The following is a 14,955-nucleotide window of genomic DNA, read 5'->3' as shown; positions in this document are numbered from 1 at the left end:
TCAATGCGCCGGTCGATTGCCCACCTATTCCGCAGCCGGGCGCATCTGCGCTATGCGGTTGAACCAGCCTACGATGTCGTCCAGATCCGCCGGGAGGGCTTCCGCTGCGCCTTCGGCGAAAGCGTTGAACTTTTCCGCGTTCAACCCGTTCACGCCGACCAGCACCGGAATATCCAGCGCCAGCGCTTCGCCGATCACCGGGCGGAACCCCCGCCCATCGGATTCATGTTTACCGAATTTGTTGATAATCAGCAGGTCTGGTGCGTTCGCAAGCGAGGCAGTCACATACCCAACCGCCTGTTCCAGCGCAGCGGGGTCCAGACGGCAGCCGCGCGACTGGGTGCCCAGTGATTGTGAGATTCGGATGGTTTCACCATCCGGCAACACGCGGACATCCATGTCGCACTTGCTGCTGTCGGTACATTCCGTGTTCGTTTGCACGACACCGGCCAGTTTCGCGCCAGACGCCAGCAGACGTTCAGCAACAGCGCTGAGCAGGCGATCCGTCGCGCCGCGGTCGGTGGTGGTGACATAGGCCAGATGCATCTTGGACCTCTTGTAAATCGATTGTGACGTTTCAAATAGCACGCAAGGTGCTGCCCGACCACTCCCCCAGTCAAGGCAGCGGCGACAGACCGATCACAGGTGCGTGCAGGTGAAGAAGAACCGCATAAGCGGCCAGTGCGGTTAGCCAGATCCAAGGGCGTGGCCATGGACGCGGAAAGCGCAGTGAGAACCGCGCCGTATTTCGCGACAACCGGACCCATTCAAAGCCAATCTCACGCGATTTACGCCTGTCGATCAGGATCGTGCCTATAACAGAAAATCCGGCAAACAGGCCAAACAGGATCACATGTGACAGGCTTCCATTGGCCAGAAGATGCGCCAAAGACCACAACAGCAGCGCGGCAAGGATCGGGTGGCGGGTGGTGCGCAGAATACCGGGGTGTTCGGGGTCAAAGGGCCTTTTGCCCATCCCTCCGAAAGAAAACGGATTCTGGATCGCAAGCCCGGCCACAGCCAGCCAGCACACCACTGGCATGATCAGTATCGGCACCCAGCGCAAGACTGCGAACGGTGGAATGACCTCGACATAGGGGGCGTTTGCCGCGGCGACAATCAGCCAGGCCAGCACGACCAAAGACAGAAGTGAATAGGCCGAGAAATACCCCCGGCGCCCGAGTGTGCCGATCAGCCATCCCCGCACGGTGGGCCGTACAGGAATTGCATGGCTGAGCAGGAAAACGATGAGTGCTGCAAGAAATAGGCCCCAACCAGTCATGATATTCTCCAAACGTGTTGGGGTCGGTCTATACTGGGAGGACAGCGACTTCCTTGCCCGAAATCAAGTTGGGTCGCAGGGGCGGACGCACCGCCCCTGCGCTGTATTACAGCCCAAGCGCCGCGCGGCGTTCTTCGGCAAAGCCCTGCACGATGCGGTCGGCAATCAGTGCCAGAATCGCCATCGCGGCCCCGGCCGAAATACCAAGCCCCACATCCGCCTGGCCCAGCGCCAGATAGATCGACTGGCCCAGACCGGTGGTCCCGATCAGTGCCGCGATGACCAGCATGGCAAAGGCATAAAGGATGGTCTGGTTCAGCCCCAGCAGGATGGTCGGGGCCGCATAAGGTGCCCGCACATCGCGCATGATCTGCCACTCGGTCGCACCGCTTGAAATTGCGGCCTCCATCATCTCATCCGGTGTATTGACCAGCCCGTGCCGCGTGTAGCGGATCATCGGGACAATCGCATAGGCACAGATGGCCAGAAAGGCCGAGAACTCGCCAATCTGGAACACCATCAGCACCGGGATCAGGAACACGAAAAGGGGGATCGTCTGCAACATGTCGCAGATCGGGCGAACCACGTTCCACACAGGCTGCCATACCGCGCTGGCAAGGCCGATCAGCCCACCTGCCAAAGCGCAGGTAAACACCGCTGCACCGCTGAGATAAAGCGACAGCAGCGCCCTTTCCCACAGGCCTGAGACGAGGATGGTGCAGAGCAACCCCACGCAGAGCGCGGCCAAGCGCCAGCCCCCGGCGACCCACCCCAGCGCAGCAGCGCCGGTCAGGACAAAGGGCCACGGCAGGTTCGCGATACCGGTTTCCAGCATTCCGATCAGGATCATAACAACCAGCCCGCCAGTCAGCTGCCCGCGCCACGCCATCAAAAGCGCAATCCCGGCACCGGCTGCGAACAGGACATAGCTCATGCTAGACGTCCACTGGAAACCCCATGTGAAGGGCAGCACCGCCTGATCCAACCCGATCCGCAGCGGCAGCAGAACATAGAACAGCGAGTTGTTCTTGAGCGCGTCCAGCCACTGGCCGTTGGCCTGCGTGAATGCGGTCAGGCCGCTGTCCACGGCTTCGGCCATCGGGTCCAGCAGGGTCAGTTCCGCAGGGTTTGGCAACCACGCCCAGAAGGCCGCCGTGAAGACAACAGCAAAGCCCAGCATCGCCCAGACAACACGGCTGTCATAGCGTTTACGCTCGGTCGCCAAAGTGCCGCTCATCCGGTCGATCACAACGGCAAAGACCACGATAACCAGACCCGCCATCAGCGATTCGCCAAACTGCGCCTTGCGCATGGTCAGCAGAACCTCCCAGCCGATATCGTTGAACCCACCGATGACGGCGGCGATGATAACCATCGACAGAGCAGCCATCAGGCATTGGTTTACACCGACCATGATTTGAGTGGTGGCGGCAGGGATTTCGACCTGGAACAGTTGCTGGAACCGAGTACCGCCGGACATTATGGCGGCCTCTTTGATCTCGGGCTCTACCCGTTCCAATCCTAGCATCACATTGCGCGCCATGGGCGGTGCGGCATAGATGGCCGAAGCAATCAGTCCAACAACAGGACCAAATCCAAACAGCAGCAGCAGCGGTGTCAGATAGGCAAAGGTTGGCACCGTCTGCATGATGTCCAGCACGGCCTGTACAAAGGTTTTCACCTTTGGCACTTCGTTGGCGAGGATGCCGATGCCGCCCCCAATGACCAACGCCACAGGGACAGAGACGGCAACAAGCGCCAGCGTATTCATGCTTTCGGCCCAATAGCCCGAGGCCAAAACAAAGCTGAGGCCCAGAAAGCCAAGTGCGGCCATGGACAAGCCGCCCAGATACCAGCCCAACGCGGTCACAATCCCGATCAGGATAGGCCATGGCGTTTTGCCTAGCACGAAATTCGCCCAGTTCATTGGGTGGGTCATCAGGTCCGAAAACAGCCGCATTGCCGGTTTGATCAGGTTCAGAAACCAGTCCAGAAACGCGCCAACCCATTGGGTTGCAGGCAGTTCCCACGCGGCGGGCCACTTGACCAGCCACGGGGCGATACCCTCGAGCGCGAGGCAAACTGCACCGACGATAACAGTTATCAGGGCGGCCTTCGCACCTGCCGTCAACTGCGCACTGCGCCGTGTCGGGAGGTCGGTTATGGCGGTCATGTCTCGTCCACCTGGAGAGCTGCGGCCAGATCGGACGGATGCACCGTGCCGACGACATTGCCTGCCTCATCCCGTACGGGCACGGGTTCATACAGCTCCATGCAATGCGCAAGGGCTGCGTCCAGCGTCATCGAGGTGGTGAGGCCGGGATCATCCGGGCCACATTCCGCCTCGCTCCGCATGACCGAGGCGACTTTGGCGTGCTGACCTTTGGCGACATCCTTCGAGAATTCGCGCACGTAATCATCCACCGGGCGCAACACGATATCTGTGGGCGTTCCGATCTGAACAATCTTGCCGTCGCGCATGATTGCAATGCGGTCGGCCAGCTTCAGCGCCTCTTGAATGTCATGGGTGATAAAGACGATGGATTTCTTCAGCGTCGCCTGAATGCGCAGGAATTCATCCTGCAACTGGCGGCGGATCAATGGGTCGAGGGCCGAGAACGGTTCATCCAGAAACCAGATATCGGGATTTACGGCGAGGCTGCGGGCAATGCCCACACGCTGGCGCTGGCCACCTGAAAGCTGGCGCGGAAAGCTGTCTTCGCGCCCTTCCAGACCGACCAGTGAGATCACCTCCTGTGCGCGCGCCAGCCGTTCCTTCTTGCCCACACCCTGCACGCGCAGCGGATAGGCCACGTTTTCGGAAACGGTCATATGCGGGAACAGGCCGAAATGCTGGAACACCATGCCCAGTTTTTTGCGGCGCAACTCGGTCAGGGCCTTCTTCGAGGCTCCGATGACATTTTCGCCGTCCACCCGAATCTCACCGCCCGTGCCGGGCAGCAGCTGCGAAATGCAGCGGATCAGCGTGGATTTGCCCGAGCCTGACAGGCCCATGATGACGAAAAGCTCGCCCTCCTGAACTTCGAAGTTGGCATCCTGAACTGCGGGAATCAGCCCCTGTTCCCGAAGGGCGGCGGCAGCCTTGTCGGCGTCATTCCCTGACCGAGACAGCGCGTCGGTCAGGGCTTTGTCAGCGCCGGGGCCAAACACCTGCCAGAGATTCCGGCAGGCGATGGCTGGCATAGTCGTGTCCGTCACTTACGCGGGCTCACTGGGTTGCCGCGTCTACAACCGGACGCCATTTGCCTTCGTTTTCAGCCATCCATGCGGCGACAACTTCTTCGACCTTTCCGCCGTCAACGTCGATCGCGCCCATCATCGGCTGCTGGTCTTCAACCGCCAGCTGATAGTTGGTCAGGATTTCAAAGGCTGCTGGCCATTTCTCTTCCATACCGCTCCAGCCGGCTTTGAAGATGCGCGAGGGAGAGAAGTCGCAGTCATTGACAGCGTTCGGATTCGGGCCCCAGGCCGGATCACTGAAGCACGCCTCTTCACCGGCGGGCAGTTCAACGAATTGAACGTCATAGGCCGACATCGCCCAATGCGGCTGCCAGAAGGTGATCAGCAGTGGCGATTTGCGTTCGGTCGAAGCGCGCAATTCCGCGATCAGCGCCCCTTCGGACCCTGCTGGTACGGCTTTGAACGGCAATTCCAGACCGGTCATGCGATCCGCGCCCGGAGTACCCCAATCGGCCGGGTAGTCGACCAGACGACCACCGGGCAGAGTTTCCGCCGTCGCAAAGACCTGTGCACAATCTTTCAGCGCTTCCCATGCGGGCAGGCCCGGGCACAGATCGGCCACATGCGCCGGGTATGCGATGCCTTCCTTGGCATCCAGACCCAGATCACCGATTTCGACCACAGTACCTTCACCGATTTTCTTGGCGTATTCATCGGAAACGTTGGAAGACCAGATTTCCAGTGTCGCGTCGATGTCGCCATCGGCCAGCGCCTGGAACTGGTTCATCATACCCGCGGTCACATATTCGACGTTGTACCCGGCTGCCTTGAGCATCTCACCCGCCACATGCGTGGTCACGTGCTGGCCGGTCCATTCGTTGATCGCCAGTTTGATCGGTTCATCCACGGCACCCATATCCGCCGCCTGCGCTGCGCCTGCAACGCTCAGAGCCATTAGGCTTACACTTAGTTTTTTCATGGACTTAACTCCCTGTCATATTTGTTTTGCCCATCCCGGCAAGGTTTTCCCCGCCGGTCTTTCTGTCTGATGACAATGCCATGCCGCAGCATGCACAAATTTGGCTGGAAAAGAACAGTGATCCGTTTCCAAATTGTGGAAAAGATCTTGCTGCCAGTTTGTTTCCCCTTCCCGGCTCTCTTTATGCATCCAACCCGGCTTGCCCTTGTTCCATTTCGCTAAGACGGGACGTTGACTGACGAGTCAATCAGAAAACATTTTGCCACCTTTTGTCGAGAACTTCTTTCAAAAATCCGCATTTTTCTGCGAATCCTATTATTCGGGGGACTGCATCAAATCTGGGAGAGGTCAGATTTTTCGTTGCCAAACAAGAACAAAAGATAAACATTCAATGTCGGGCAACATCAAGGTTAGACAGATGCGAACGTTTGACGAAATCTTTGAAATCGCAGCCGCGCGCCACGGCGGTCCAGAAGCACTGGACGCAAAACTGAGCAAACCGAAAACCCCCGCGGAACTGGCAGCGATGCCTGAGGACCGCTGGCTGTCGGTCATCACGAAATGCATCTTTCAGGCCGGTTTCAACTGGAAAGTCATCGAAAACAAATGGGACGGGTTCGAAACAGCCTTTGACAGGTTCGACGTGGGGCGATGCGCGTTCATGGATGATGAGAAGTTTGACACCCTGTTGCAGGATACGCGCATCGTCAGGAATGGAACCAAGATCGCGGCTGTACGGGATAACGCTGCGTTCCTGCTTGAGCTGCGCGAGGAAGGCGGCGTGGGTAAAGTGCTGGGCGGCTGGCCATCTGATGACTACGTCAATCTTCTGGCCATGTTGGCCAAACGCGGGGCCCGACTGGGCGGCGCTTCGGCGCAATACGCGATGCGGTTTGCCGGGCGGGACAGTTTCATTCTGTCCCAGGATGTCACCGCCCGCCTGATTGCCGAAGGTGTGATCGACAAGCCTGCCACCTCGAAGAAAGCGATGGAGGCGGTTCAGAACGCCTTTAATACATGGATGGGTCAGTCCGGGCGATCATTAACGGAAATCAGCCGGGTTCTGGCCATGAGTCTGTGAAAACGGTTTGCGGAATACCCGCAGCGGAATAAGATTCAACTTATGGTTCTGCGTTTATTCTTTGCTTCTCTTTTGTTGCTGGCCGCCTGCGGTCGAGAGTTGACCGAGCAGGAGCGCGATTTTGCGGAGACCATCCAGGGGGGAACCCTGAATCTGGATCACATCCGTCTGGTCGAAGGTGCCCCGGTTACCAACGTGACGTATTTCCGCGAAGAACGCCCGCGACTGGCCTGCCGCGAGCGCATTCTGCCCCCGGTGGACCCCGGGCCGGTGACGGGCAAACCTGCCGCCGTGGCCCTGTTCAACAAAGTCTATTTTACCCGCGACTGGTATCTGGAGGACTATATGTCCGACTTTCCGGATCAGATGAACCTGCTGGCCGCGATGCTTTTGGCCCATGAGTTGACGCATGTCTGGCAATGGCAGAATCGCCGGACCACGGGTTACCACCCCCTGCGCGCTGCGGCGGAACATGGGGGCCGAAGGGATCCGTATCTGTTCGACCTCGAAACTTCTCCGGATTTTCTGACCTACGGGTTCGAACAGCAGGGCGCGATCGTCGAGGAATACGTGTGCTGTCGCGCGCTGGCCCCTCAGGCCAAGCGCACTAAAAGACTACACGACATGCTGGGTGCCCATTTTGATCTGTCGCCCCTGCCGGAACAGGGGCGCGAGCGCCCGGTCCTGATCCCGTGGAGCGAAGCCAGGATCGAAGGGATTTGCAGTTAGTTCCGGGCGCGCTGCAGGGTTTCCAGATACGCCACCAGATCAACGATCGGCTGGCTGGTCAGGATCGGCTGACCTTCCGGTGTTTTCATGGATGTGTCCTGCCCGTCAAAATAAGGGCCATAGACCGGCATCGGGCTGCCATGGCTGACCAGCGGATCCCTGCCGTCGATGCGGGCGACAACGCGGGCGGTCGGGAACACCCCGCTTTCGCCGGACAATGCGGTCAGATCGGACGGCTGAACAACCAGCACGCTGGCCATCGGCCCCTGCCCGGTTGCGTCAATCCCGTGACAGGTCGCGCAGTAATGCAAATAGAGTTCCTCTCCGGTCACGGCATCCTGCGCCCAAGCAGCCTGTGCGGCAGCAGCCGAAACCCCGAGAACCAGCATACCGATCGTTGCCTTGAACATCGTATCCTCCTGTCACAATTGACATTTGCAGGGTTGCCCGACAGGCATATGGGCGCAATGATCCAGATCAACGAAACAGGTGCAGAGGGTTCGGGCAATGACACAATACGCAGCCATCATGCTGGCCGCCGGATTTGGAATTCCGATACTGGCCGCTCTTAACGCGGCCCTTGGCAAGGTCATCGGATCACCGACAACGGCAGCTGTGGTGCTGTTTGCAATTGCCCTGGCCGCCTCGGTGCTGACCATGCTGTTGTTTCCCGGTTTTGCAGCCTTGTCCAAGGTTGCGCAGGCCCCGAAACACCTGTTGTTCGCTGGCATCCTGATTGCATTCTATGTGTTGTCGATCACCCATGTCGCCCCGCATTTCGGTGTGGGAAACGCCGTGTTCTTTGTCCTGTTGGGGCAATTGATCAGTGCCGCGGCAATCGATCACTTCGGCCTGTTCGGCGCACAGGTGGCGCCACTCACCCTGATGCGGGCGAGTGGTATCGCGGTCATGGCCATCGGTGTTGCAATCACTCAACTGGCCTGAGCACGCCGCCCTCAAGCCGGACCATTCGGTCCATGCGCGCCGCCAGTTCGAGGTTGTGGGTCGCGATCAACGCCGACAATCCCTCGTCCCGCACCAGTGTCATCAGCGCATCGAACACCTGATCCGAAGTTTCAGGGTCCAGATTGCCTGTCGGTTCGTCAGCCAGCAAAACACGCGGCGCGTTGGCAAGCGCCCGGCAAAAAGCCACGCGTTGTTGTTCACCGCCCGACAGCGCCGCAGGGCGGTGGCTGGCGCGCGGGGCGACGCCCACACGGTCCAGCAAGTCCAATGCCCGTGCCTGAGCAGCTTTTTCGGACGCGCCATTGGCCAGTTGCGGCAATGTGATGTTTTCCAGCGCCGTAAACTCGGGCAGCAGGTGATGGAACTGATATACGAACCCGATATCCTGCCGACGCAACGCCGTTCTGGTTCGGTCGCCCTTGCCGTTCACATTCTGCCCCCCGATTTCCACGGTTCCGTTGTCAGGCCTATCCAGCAGACCGGCGATGTGCAGAAGCGTCGATTTACCCGCCCCTGACGGCGCAACCATGGCCACAGCCTCACCCGCGCGCAGTTCGAGGTCGACCCCGCGCAGAACCTGCACCTCGCCCGGTGTGCCTTTGAGGTAGGTCTTGGTCAGACCGTTCAGTCGCAAGGTGACATCATTCATAGCGCAGCGCCTCGACCGGGTTCAGCCGCGCCGCGCGGCGGGCGGGGAAATAGGTGACGATGAAAGACAGGCCAAGCGACAGGCCCGTCGCCTTGAGCACATCGCTCAGATGCAGTTCGGCCGGCAGGGCGTAGATGCCACGGATCGACGGATCCCACACGCCACCGCCCATCACGTAGTTTACGAATGAGAAAATCGGATCAATGTAGATTGCAAAGAGGCATCCCAGGATAACCCCCATTGCAGTGCCGATCAGGCCGGTGAACGCACCGCAGATGAAAAAGACACGCAGAACCGATCCTTCGCTCAGGCCAATCGTGCGCAGGATACCGATATCGCGCCCTTTGTTCTTGACCAGCATGATCAGGCCCGAAACGATGTTCATCGCAGCAATCAGAACGAGGATCGACAGGATGATGAACATCACATTATCCTCAACCTCGAGCGCGCGCAGAAAGCCGCCGGATGCGTCCTGCCACGTCCAGATCTGGCTGCGCTCGCCCGACGCCTCAAGAATGGGAATCAGGATCGGGCCAAGATCTTCGGGCTTGTCCACCATCACTTCGATCTCATCCGCCACACCTTCACGGTTGAAAAAGCCCTGCGCCTGCGAAAACGGCATGTAGACGCGGGTGCGGTCGATGTCATAGCGGCCGGCCGAAAACACATAGACAACGCGATAGGCATTCACGCGCGGCGACGTGCCAAAGGCGGTTTTGACCCCGTTGGGCGAGGTCAGTTTGACCACATCCCCGACAGTGGCCCCGATGCTGCGGGCCACACCCGATCCAATGGCGATGACATCCTCACCCGTCTGGAAGTCCGACAGGTCCCCCGCCGCCTGTTCCGCCTGCGCGATACCCGGCAGGTCGAGCAGATCGTCGGGTCGGATGCCAAACACCTCGACCCCGCTGCTGCTGTCGCGGTTGGTGATCAGCACCTGCCCCTTCACCAGCGGTGCGGCACGCTCAACTCCGGGCACCTGCGCTATGCGGTCGGTGCGTTCCTTGTAGTCGGCAATTGTTCGATCCACCCGGCCCTGCGCGTCAAATTCACCCGAGGAATAGACCGTCACATGCGCATTGGCGCCCAGAATGGTGCCGACGAATTCAGAGCGAAAACCTGAACGGACAGCCAGCGTAGCGATCAGGGCAAACACGGCAAGCGTGATCCCGATCAAAGAGATCCATGTCATCACGCTGACACCGCCTTCGGCCCTGCGCGCGCGCAGATATCGCCAGGCGATTTTCCATTCAAAAGGGGCAAAGGGCGGGGGTGTCTTGGCCATGCCTGCTCCGGGTTTTCTTGTTTGCGGCGACCCTTTCGGCATTTCGCCCAATGGTCAAGCCGGTTGTCACTCTGAACTCGTTCCTCAGCCTGAAAGAGCCGAATCGTTTCAGGACATGACCAAAATACACGTGCAAAACAGGTGTCTTCCAATTCGGGCGCTACACCATGAGTTGTGAAGCGCATCACAGACAGAAGGTGATTGTTTCAGGTATGACGTTAATCATCGCACATCGTGAGCCACTGAATCGTAAAGGCAACAATAAGTGTGAAATTTTATTACTCTTTTTGATTATTTTCAGAAACTTTGCCACCCTAACCAAGGGGGAACACATTTAAAGAGCGGGGGTCGCTCAATGAATTTACGAATTTCAACCAATGGCGCGGGTGCAATTTCGACCCGCCAGGCTTCAACAGAATTGGATTGTGAAACCGCAGCCTTGCTGCGCGCGGCCATCCGGCCGATCTTTGTCACCGCGGCAAGCTGGGGCAATCTGGCAGACATCCTGAAAGACAAAGGATATCGTCTGGTTTTCCGGCAAGGCCGTTTGTGTATCACGGATCGGGCAACCGATGCGCGGATTTGCGGATTGCGCTTTCTGGATATTGAGTTTCGCGAACTGATCAGCCGCCTTGGCCGCCCGATTGTTGTGGCCACAGGTGACGGAGCCAACGGAGACGTCCTGGCCGAACGCCCGACGTCGGATCAAAACTGAGAACCGACCGACTGACGCGGTCGGCCTTCAGGTAGCTTGGGAAGGGCCGCCAGGTCTGAGCCTCCGGCACCCCTTCCGGATCACGGGGCGTATTTCAACGCCCGCTTCATGCAGCAACTGATGGTCGCTCAGGCGATCTTCTGGTAAATCTCAGCAACTTTGGTGACGGCCGCTTCGGGGCTCAGTTCCTCGCTTTCGCCAGTGCGGCGGCAGGTCAGTTCAACCACACCATTCTTCAGACCGCGCGGGCCAACCGTGATGCGCCAGGGCAGACCGATCAGGTCCATCGTGGCGAATTTACCGCCAGCGCGTTCGTTGCGGTCGTCATAAAGCGGCTCCAGACCCAAAGCCGTCAGCGCCGTGTAGATCTTGTCACAGGCTGCATCGGCTTCTTCATCGCCCTGCTTGAGGTTGACGATACCGCAATGGAATGGGGTCACGCCCTCGGGCCAGATGATGCCCTTGTCGTCATGGCTGGCCTCGATGATTGCTCCTACAAGGCGGCTGACACCGATACCATGGCTGCCCATGTGAACCGGAACCGGTTTGCCATCCGGGCCTTGGACAGTCGCGCCCAAGGGATCGGAGTATTTGGTGCCAAAGTAAAAGATTTGACCCACCTCGATGCCGCGCGCCACGCGGCGGCGTTCTTCGGGGATCTGATTGAACAGCGCCTCGTCATGGGTTTCATCAGTGCGCGCGTATTTCGAAGTGAACTCTTCCAGAATGGCCTGACACTGTTCGCGGTTGTCATAATCGATGTCACGGTCGCCAAAGGTCAGGTCAGTGACAGCACTGTCATAGAAAACTTCGGATTCGCCGGTATCGGCCAGAACCAGGAACTCATGCGTGTCATCGCCACCGATGGGGCCGGAATCGGCGCTCATCGGAATCGCCTGAAGTCCCATCCGTTCATAAGTGCGCAGATAGCTGACCAGATGGCGGTTATAGGCGTGCAGCGCATCTTCCTTGGTCAGGTCGAAATTGTATCCGTCCTTCATGTAGAATTCACGGCCCCGCATCACGCCGAAACGCGGGCGGATTTCATCGCGAAACTTCCACTGGATCTGGTAGAGCGTCAGCGGCAGATCCTTGTAGCTGCTGACGTGGCCGCGGAAGATATCTGTAACCAATTCCTCGGCCGTCGGCGTGAACAGCATGTCCCGGTCATGCCGGTCCTTCATCCGCAGCATCTCCTGACCGTAATCGTCATAGCGCCCGGATTCACGCCACAGATCCGCCGACTGGATGATGGGCATCTGGATCGCGATGTGACCGGCCCGCGCCTGTTCCTCGTGGACGATGTTTTCCAGCTTGCGCAGCACTTTGAAGCCCAGCGGCAACCAGGAATAAATCCCGGCAGAGGCCTGCTTGATCATCCCTGCACGCAGCATCAGCCGGTGGCTGACGATCTGAGCCTCGGACGGGGTTTCCTTGAGAACGGGCAGAAAGTAACGGCTCAGGCGCATGGACGGACCTTCAAAGGTAAGAATTCGACTGGACAGGTGATTATGCCAAAGCCCCGCCGGGGGCAATCGCGCATTGGTGTTTTTCCGACCTTGCGGCAGTCGGTTTTTTGATTGACCCGCCAATCGGGAATCCCAATGGTAGCGGAAACGCAAATTCCATGAGGCGCCAATGCAGACCATTCAGGAACCCGCACGCCAAATCCCCGTCATTCATCAAACCGATGTTCTGGTCGTCGGTTCCGGCCCCGCCGGGTTGGCCGCAGCGCTTGCAGCGGCACGTGCGGGGGCCGAGGTATCTTTGATTGATCGGTTCGGCTGCATGGGTGGCAACATCACGGCGGTCGGCGTCGAAGGATTTGCCTGGTACCGGCACGAGCAAACCGTCGAGGCAGGCGGCATCGGGATGGAGTTCGAAACCCGCGCCAAGGAGATGGGGGCCGCCGTTCCGGAAAGCCAGTCGCTAAGTTATGAGTTGGACAGCGAAGGCTTCAAACTGGTCGCCGACAAGCTGGTCGAAGAGGCGGGCGTGCACCCGATGCTGCACCGACAATTCGTCGCGCCGATCCTGGATGGAGACCGGATCACCGGCGTCATCACAGAATCCAAGGCCGGGCGCGAGGCGATTTTGGCCAAGGTCGTCATTGATGCCACCGGCGACGCGGATGTAGCCCATCGTTCGGGCGCGCCGACCCACAAAACTCCGCGCGAGGACATGATGGCGGCCTCGGTCATGTTTCACCTGGCGGGCGTTGACAAGCGGGCCTTTATGGAAGGTGTGAAAGCTGACCCGCAGACCTACAAGGACTGGGGCGGCGGCGGAGAGTGGAACATTGAGACCTCGGGGAAAGAGGACGACATGTTCTCACCCTTCGTGCACAAACCGTTCCAGCAAGCGATTGATGAGGGGCTGATCCCGCCGCACCTGAATACCATCGCCGGAACCTGGGGCGCGATGCATGACACGGGCGAGCTGACCTACATGAACCTCATCCATCTGGCCGAGATCGATGGCACCGACCCGGACAGCCTGACGCGCGGCGAGATTGAAGGTCGCCGCCAGACCATGCTGGCCATCGAGGCGCTGCGCCGGTTCATGCCCGGTTGCGAAAACGCGCGTTTGCGGAATTTCGGGATGACCATCGGCATCCGCGACACCCGCAAGATCGATGCCGTTTACAACATGACCGAAAACGATGCCCGCCATCAGGGCCGGTTCGAGGATACGATAGGTATCTATCCCGAGTTCATCGACGGCTATGGCATTCTGATCCTGCCAACTACGGGGCGGTATATGCAAATCCCCTATCGGTCGATGCTGCCCAAGGGCATCAAAGGTCTGCTGGTTGCAGGACGCTCACATGGCGCGGACCGGGTGGCGCATGCCGCAACGCGAAATATGGCCTGCTGCGCCGTCATGGGTCAGGGCGCGGGCATTGCCGCTGCGGTCTCACTGAAAAGCAATCAGGAGCTGGACCAGCTGAATCTGGCACCGGTTCGCGCTGAACTGCAACGCCAGGGGGTGAGGATTCATTGATGGACAGTATCCCAACGATTGATATCGCGCCTTTGACTGCACCAGGAACCGCAGCCTATGACACAACGGTCCGGCACATCCTTGCGGCCTGTCAGGGGATCGGCTTTTTGTCGATCACCGGGACTGGCATATCCCGGCAAACCGTGGATCAGGTGCGTCAGATCACCCGACAGATCTTTGCCGTCGATGACGCACGAAAATGGGATCAGGCCATCACCCGCGCCAACTATCGCGGCTATATTCCCATGGGGTTTTTCACACCCAATGATGGATCGGGCGAGGCCGACAAATACGAAGGCTACAAACTGCATCACGAGGTCGCGGCTGACGATCCGGTGCGTGAGGATTGCGCGTTATACGGGCCAAACATCTGGCCTGGCGACGTACCCGGTGCGAAAGAGGTCATTCTGGGTTACTGGCGGCAACTGGATCGCGTCACCGATCTGTTGCTGGGCGCGTTAGAGGCAGGGCTGGATCTGAAATCCGACGCGCTGCGCAGCGCATTCCGGGCCCCGATGACCAACATGACCCTGCTGCATTACCCGCCTCAGGCCGAGGATGAGGCGGGCTATGGCATCCATCCGCACAAGGATACCGACGCCTTGACCATCATTGCCCCCGATCCGGTGGGCGGGCTTGAGGTGCAGACCCGCAGCGGTGGCTGGATCTCGCCCGATTGCCCGCCCAGTGGTTTCGTGGTGAATATCGGTGACATGCTGGAGCTGTGGTCGGGCGGGCGGTTGAAATCCACGCCCCATCGGGTTGTGAACCGGTCGGGGCGGGAACGGTACTCTTTTCCCTATTTCGCGGTGCCCCGTCACGACGTCGTCGTCGCGCCTTTGCTGCCGCCCCTGCCCGGCTTTGACCGTCCGGCGGTTCATTGCGGTCACTGGTCGGCCGAGATTTGGCGCACCAACTGGCCCGACGAAACCGCCACCGAAGACACCCCGGAATTGGGAACGTTGCGCGGCTGACCTCTGTAAACGCAAGCGCCATGAACCGCTTGCATCATGGGCTTTGATGCGCCAAGAACACCTGCAAGGGCCTGAACAAGGGGATCGC

The 14,955-nt window shown here is 59.3% G+C and carries 15 protein-coding genes; 6 read left to right on the top strand and 9 right to left on the bottom strand.

Features of this window, described 5'->3' with window-relative positions:
• Positions 1-24: 24 nt before the first annotated feature.
• The 5 genes from ACR0AP_RS07310 to ACR0AP_RS07290 form a co-directional block, all read right to left on the bottom strand.
• Positions 25-546, bottom strand: a complete 522-nt coding sequence (locus ACR0AP_RS07310) for a DUF2478 domain-containing protein (RefSeq protein WP_480506235.1) — start codon at positions 544-546, stop codon at positions 25-27.
• 70 nt (positions 547-616) lie between these two features.
• The gene (locus tag ACR0AP_RS07305; protein WP_480506234.1) at positions 617-1,282 is read right to left on the bottom strand and encodes an NnrU family protein; all 666 of its coding nucleotides are present in this window, start codon (positions 1,280-1,282) and stop codon (positions 617-619) included.
• Between the two features lie 106 nt (positions 1,283-1,388).
• Positions 1,389-3,455, bottom strand: coding sequence for an ABC transporter permease (locus ACR0AP_RS07300; RefSeq protein WP_480506233.1), 2,067 nt, complete (start codon positions 3,453-3,455; stop codon positions 1,389-1,391).
• Positions 3,452-4,501, bottom strand: coding sequence for a quaternary amine ABC transporter ATP-binding protein (locus ACR0AP_RS07295; protein ID WP_480475875.1), 1,050 nt, complete (start codon positions 4,499-4,501; stop codon positions 3,452-3,454). The genes ACR0AP_RS07300 and ACR0AP_RS07295 overlap by 4 nt, the downstream gene beginning before the upstream one ends.
• A 10-nt stretch (positions 4,502-4,511) precedes the next feature.
• Positions 4,512-5,462 carry an ABC transporter substrate-binding protein gene (locus ACR0AP_RS07290; RefSeq protein ID WP_209504562.1) on the bottom strand — a complete coding sequence of 317 codons (951 nt, stop codon included), beginning with the start codon at positions 5,460-5,462 and terminating at the stop codon, positions 4,512-4,514.
• 418 nt (positions 5,463-5,880) lie between these two features.
• On the opposite strand from ACR0AP_RS07290, the gene ACR0AP_RS07285 reads away from it, so the two are divergent.
• Positions 5,881-6,543: a DNA-3-methyladenine glycosylase I gene (locus tag ACR0AP_RS07285; RefSeq protein WP_480506232.1), complete on the top strand. Its 663-nt coding sequence runs from the start codon at positions 5,881-5,883 to the stop codon at positions 6,541-6,543.
• Positions 6,544-6,585: 42 nt separating this feature from the next.
• The gene (locus ACR0AP_RS07280) at positions 6,586-7,272 is read left to right on the top strand and encodes a hypothetical protein (RefSeq protein WP_480506231.1); all 687 of its coding nucleotides are present in this window, start codon (positions 6,586-6,588) and stop codon (positions 7,270-7,272) included.
• Here ACR0AP_RS07280 and ACR0AP_RS07275 read toward each other — a convergent pair.
• A complete protein-coding gene (locus ACR0AP_RS07275; RefSeq protein WP_480486343.1) occupies positions 7,269-7,682 on the bottom strand; it encodes a c-type cytochrome in 414 nt (137 codons plus the stop codon). The two genes, ACR0AP_RS07280 and ACR0AP_RS07275, sit on opposite strands and share 4 nt — an antisense overlap.
• Positions 7,683-7,779: 97 nt before the next feature.
• Here ACR0AP_RS07275 and ACR0AP_RS07270 point away from each other — a divergent pair, with 97 nt between their 5' ends.
• Positions 7,780-8,217: a DMT family transporter gene (locus ACR0AP_RS07270; protein WP_480486344.1), complete on the top strand. Its 438-nt coding sequence runs from the start codon at positions 7,780-7,782 to the stop codon at positions 8,215-8,217.
• On the opposite strand, the gene ACR0AP_RS07265 is transcribed toward ACR0AP_RS07270, so the two are convergent.
• The gene (locus tag ACR0AP_RS07265) at positions 8,201-8,887 is read right to left on the bottom strand and encodes an ABC transporter ATP-binding protein (protein WP_480486346.1); all 687 of its coding nucleotides are present in this window, start codon (positions 8,885-8,887) and stop codon (positions 8,201-8,203) included. The genes ACR0AP_RS07270 and ACR0AP_RS07265 overlap by 17 nt on opposite strands.
• Positions 8,880-10,175: a lipoprotein-releasing ABC transporter permease subunit gene (locus ACR0AP_RS07260; RefSeq protein ID WP_480481931.1), complete on the bottom strand. Its 1,296-nt coding sequence runs from the start codon at positions 10,173-10,175 to the stop codon at positions 8,880-8,882. Before ACR0AP_RS07260 ends, ACR0AP_RS07265 begins: the two co-directional genes overlap by 8 nt.
• 355 nt (positions 10,176-10,530) lie before the next feature.
• Here ACR0AP_RS07260 and ACR0AP_RS07255 point away from each other — a divergent pair, with 355 nt between their 5' ends.
• The gene (locus ACR0AP_RS07255) at positions 10,531-10,890 is read left to right on the top strand and encodes a hypothetical protein (RefSeq protein WP_267366022.1); all 360 of its coding nucleotides are present in this window, start codon (positions 10,531-10,533) and stop codon (positions 10,888-10,890) included.
• A 128-nt stretch (positions 10,891-11,018) separates the two neighbouring features.
• On the opposite strand, the gene proS is transcribed toward ACR0AP_RS07255, so the two are convergent.
• Positions 11,019-12,359: a proline--tRNA ligase gene (gene proS / locus ACR0AP_RS07250; protein ID WP_480506230.1), complete on the bottom strand. Its 1,341-nt coding sequence runs from the start codon at positions 12,357-12,359 to the stop codon at positions 11,019-11,021.
• Between the two features lie 169 nt (positions 12,360-12,528).
• Here proS and ACR0AP_RS07245 point away from each other — a divergent pair, with 169 nt between their 5' ends.
• Entirely contained in the window at positions 12,529-13,893 is a 1,365-nt protein-coding gene (locus tag ACR0AP_RS07245; RefSeq protein WP_480506229.1) for an FAD-dependent oxidoreductase, read from the top strand.
• A complete protein-coding gene (locus ACR0AP_RS07240) occupies positions 13,893-14,867 on the top strand; it encodes an isopenicillin N synthase family dioxygenase (protein WP_480506228.1) in 975 nt (324 codons plus the stop codon). The genes ACR0AP_RS07245 and ACR0AP_RS07240 overlap by 1 nt, the downstream gene beginning before the upstream one ends.
• Positions 14,868-14,955 lie beyond the last annotated feature (88 nt).

It is taken from the genome of Ruegeria sp. AF7, assembly GCF_056541885.1.
This window is presented reverse-complemented; position numbering and strand designations above follow the sequence as displayed.

Excerpts from the sequence above, each read along its gene's own strand:
- ACR0AP_RS07310 (WP_480506235.1), bottom strand. The coding sequence starts at position 546 with ATGCATCTGGCCTATGTCACCACCACCGACCGCGGCGCGACGGATCGC.
- ACR0AP_RS07305 (WP_480506234.1), bottom strand. The coding sequence starts at position 1,282 with ATGACTGGTTGGGGCCTATTTCTTGCAGCACTCATCGTTTTCCTGCTC.
- ACR0AP_RS07300 (WP_480506233.1), bottom strand. The coding sequence starts at position 3,455 with ATGACCGCCATAACCGACCTCCCGACACGGCGCAGTGCGCAGTTGACG.
- ACR0AP_RS07290 (WP_209504562.1), bottom strand. The coding sequence starts at position 5,462 with ATGAAAAAACTAAGTGTAAGCCTAATGGCTCTGAGCGTTGCAGGCGCA.
- ACR0AP_RS07285 (WP_480506232.1), top strand. The coding sequence starts at position 5,881 with ATGCGAACGTTTGACGAAATCTTTGAAATCGCAGCCGCGCGCCACGGC.
- ACR0AP_RS07280 (WP_480506231.1), top strand. The coding sequence starts at position 6,586 with ATGGTTCTGCGTTTATTCTTTGCTTCTCTTTTGTTGCTGGCCGCCTGC.
- ACR0AP_RS07275 (WP_480486343.1), bottom strand. The coding sequence starts at position 7,682 with ATGTTCAAGGCAACGATCGGTATGCTGGTTCTCGGGGTTTCGGCTGCT.
- ACR0AP_RS07270 (WP_480486344.1), top strand. The coding sequence starts at position 7,780 with ATGACACAATACGCAGCCATCATGCTGGCCGCCGGATTTGGAATTCCG.
- ACR0AP_RS07265 (WP_480486346.1), bottom strand. The coding sequence starts at position 8,887 with ATGAATGATGTCACCTTGCGACTGAACGGTCTGACCAAGACCTACCTC.
- ACR0AP_RS07260 (WP_480481931.1), bottom strand. The coding sequence starts at position 10,175 with ATGGCCAAGACACCCCCGCCCTTTGCCCCTTTTGAATGGAAAATCGCC.
- ACR0AP_RS07255 (WP_267366022.1), top strand. The coding sequence starts at position 10,531 with ATGAATTTACGAATTTCAACCAATGGCGCGGGTGCAATTTCGACCCGC.
- proS (WP_480506230.1), bottom strand. The coding sequence starts at position 12,359 with ATGCGCCTGAGCCGTTACTTTCTGCCCGTTCTCAAGGAAACCCCGTCC.
- ACR0AP_RS07245 (WP_480506229.1), top strand. The coding sequence starts at position 12,529 with ATGCAGACCATTCAGGAACCCGCACGCCAAATCCCCGTCATTCATCAA.
- ACR0AP_RS07240 (WP_480506228.1), top strand. The coding sequence starts at position 13,893 with ATGGACAGTATCCCAACGATTGATATCGCGCCTTTGACTGCACCAGGA.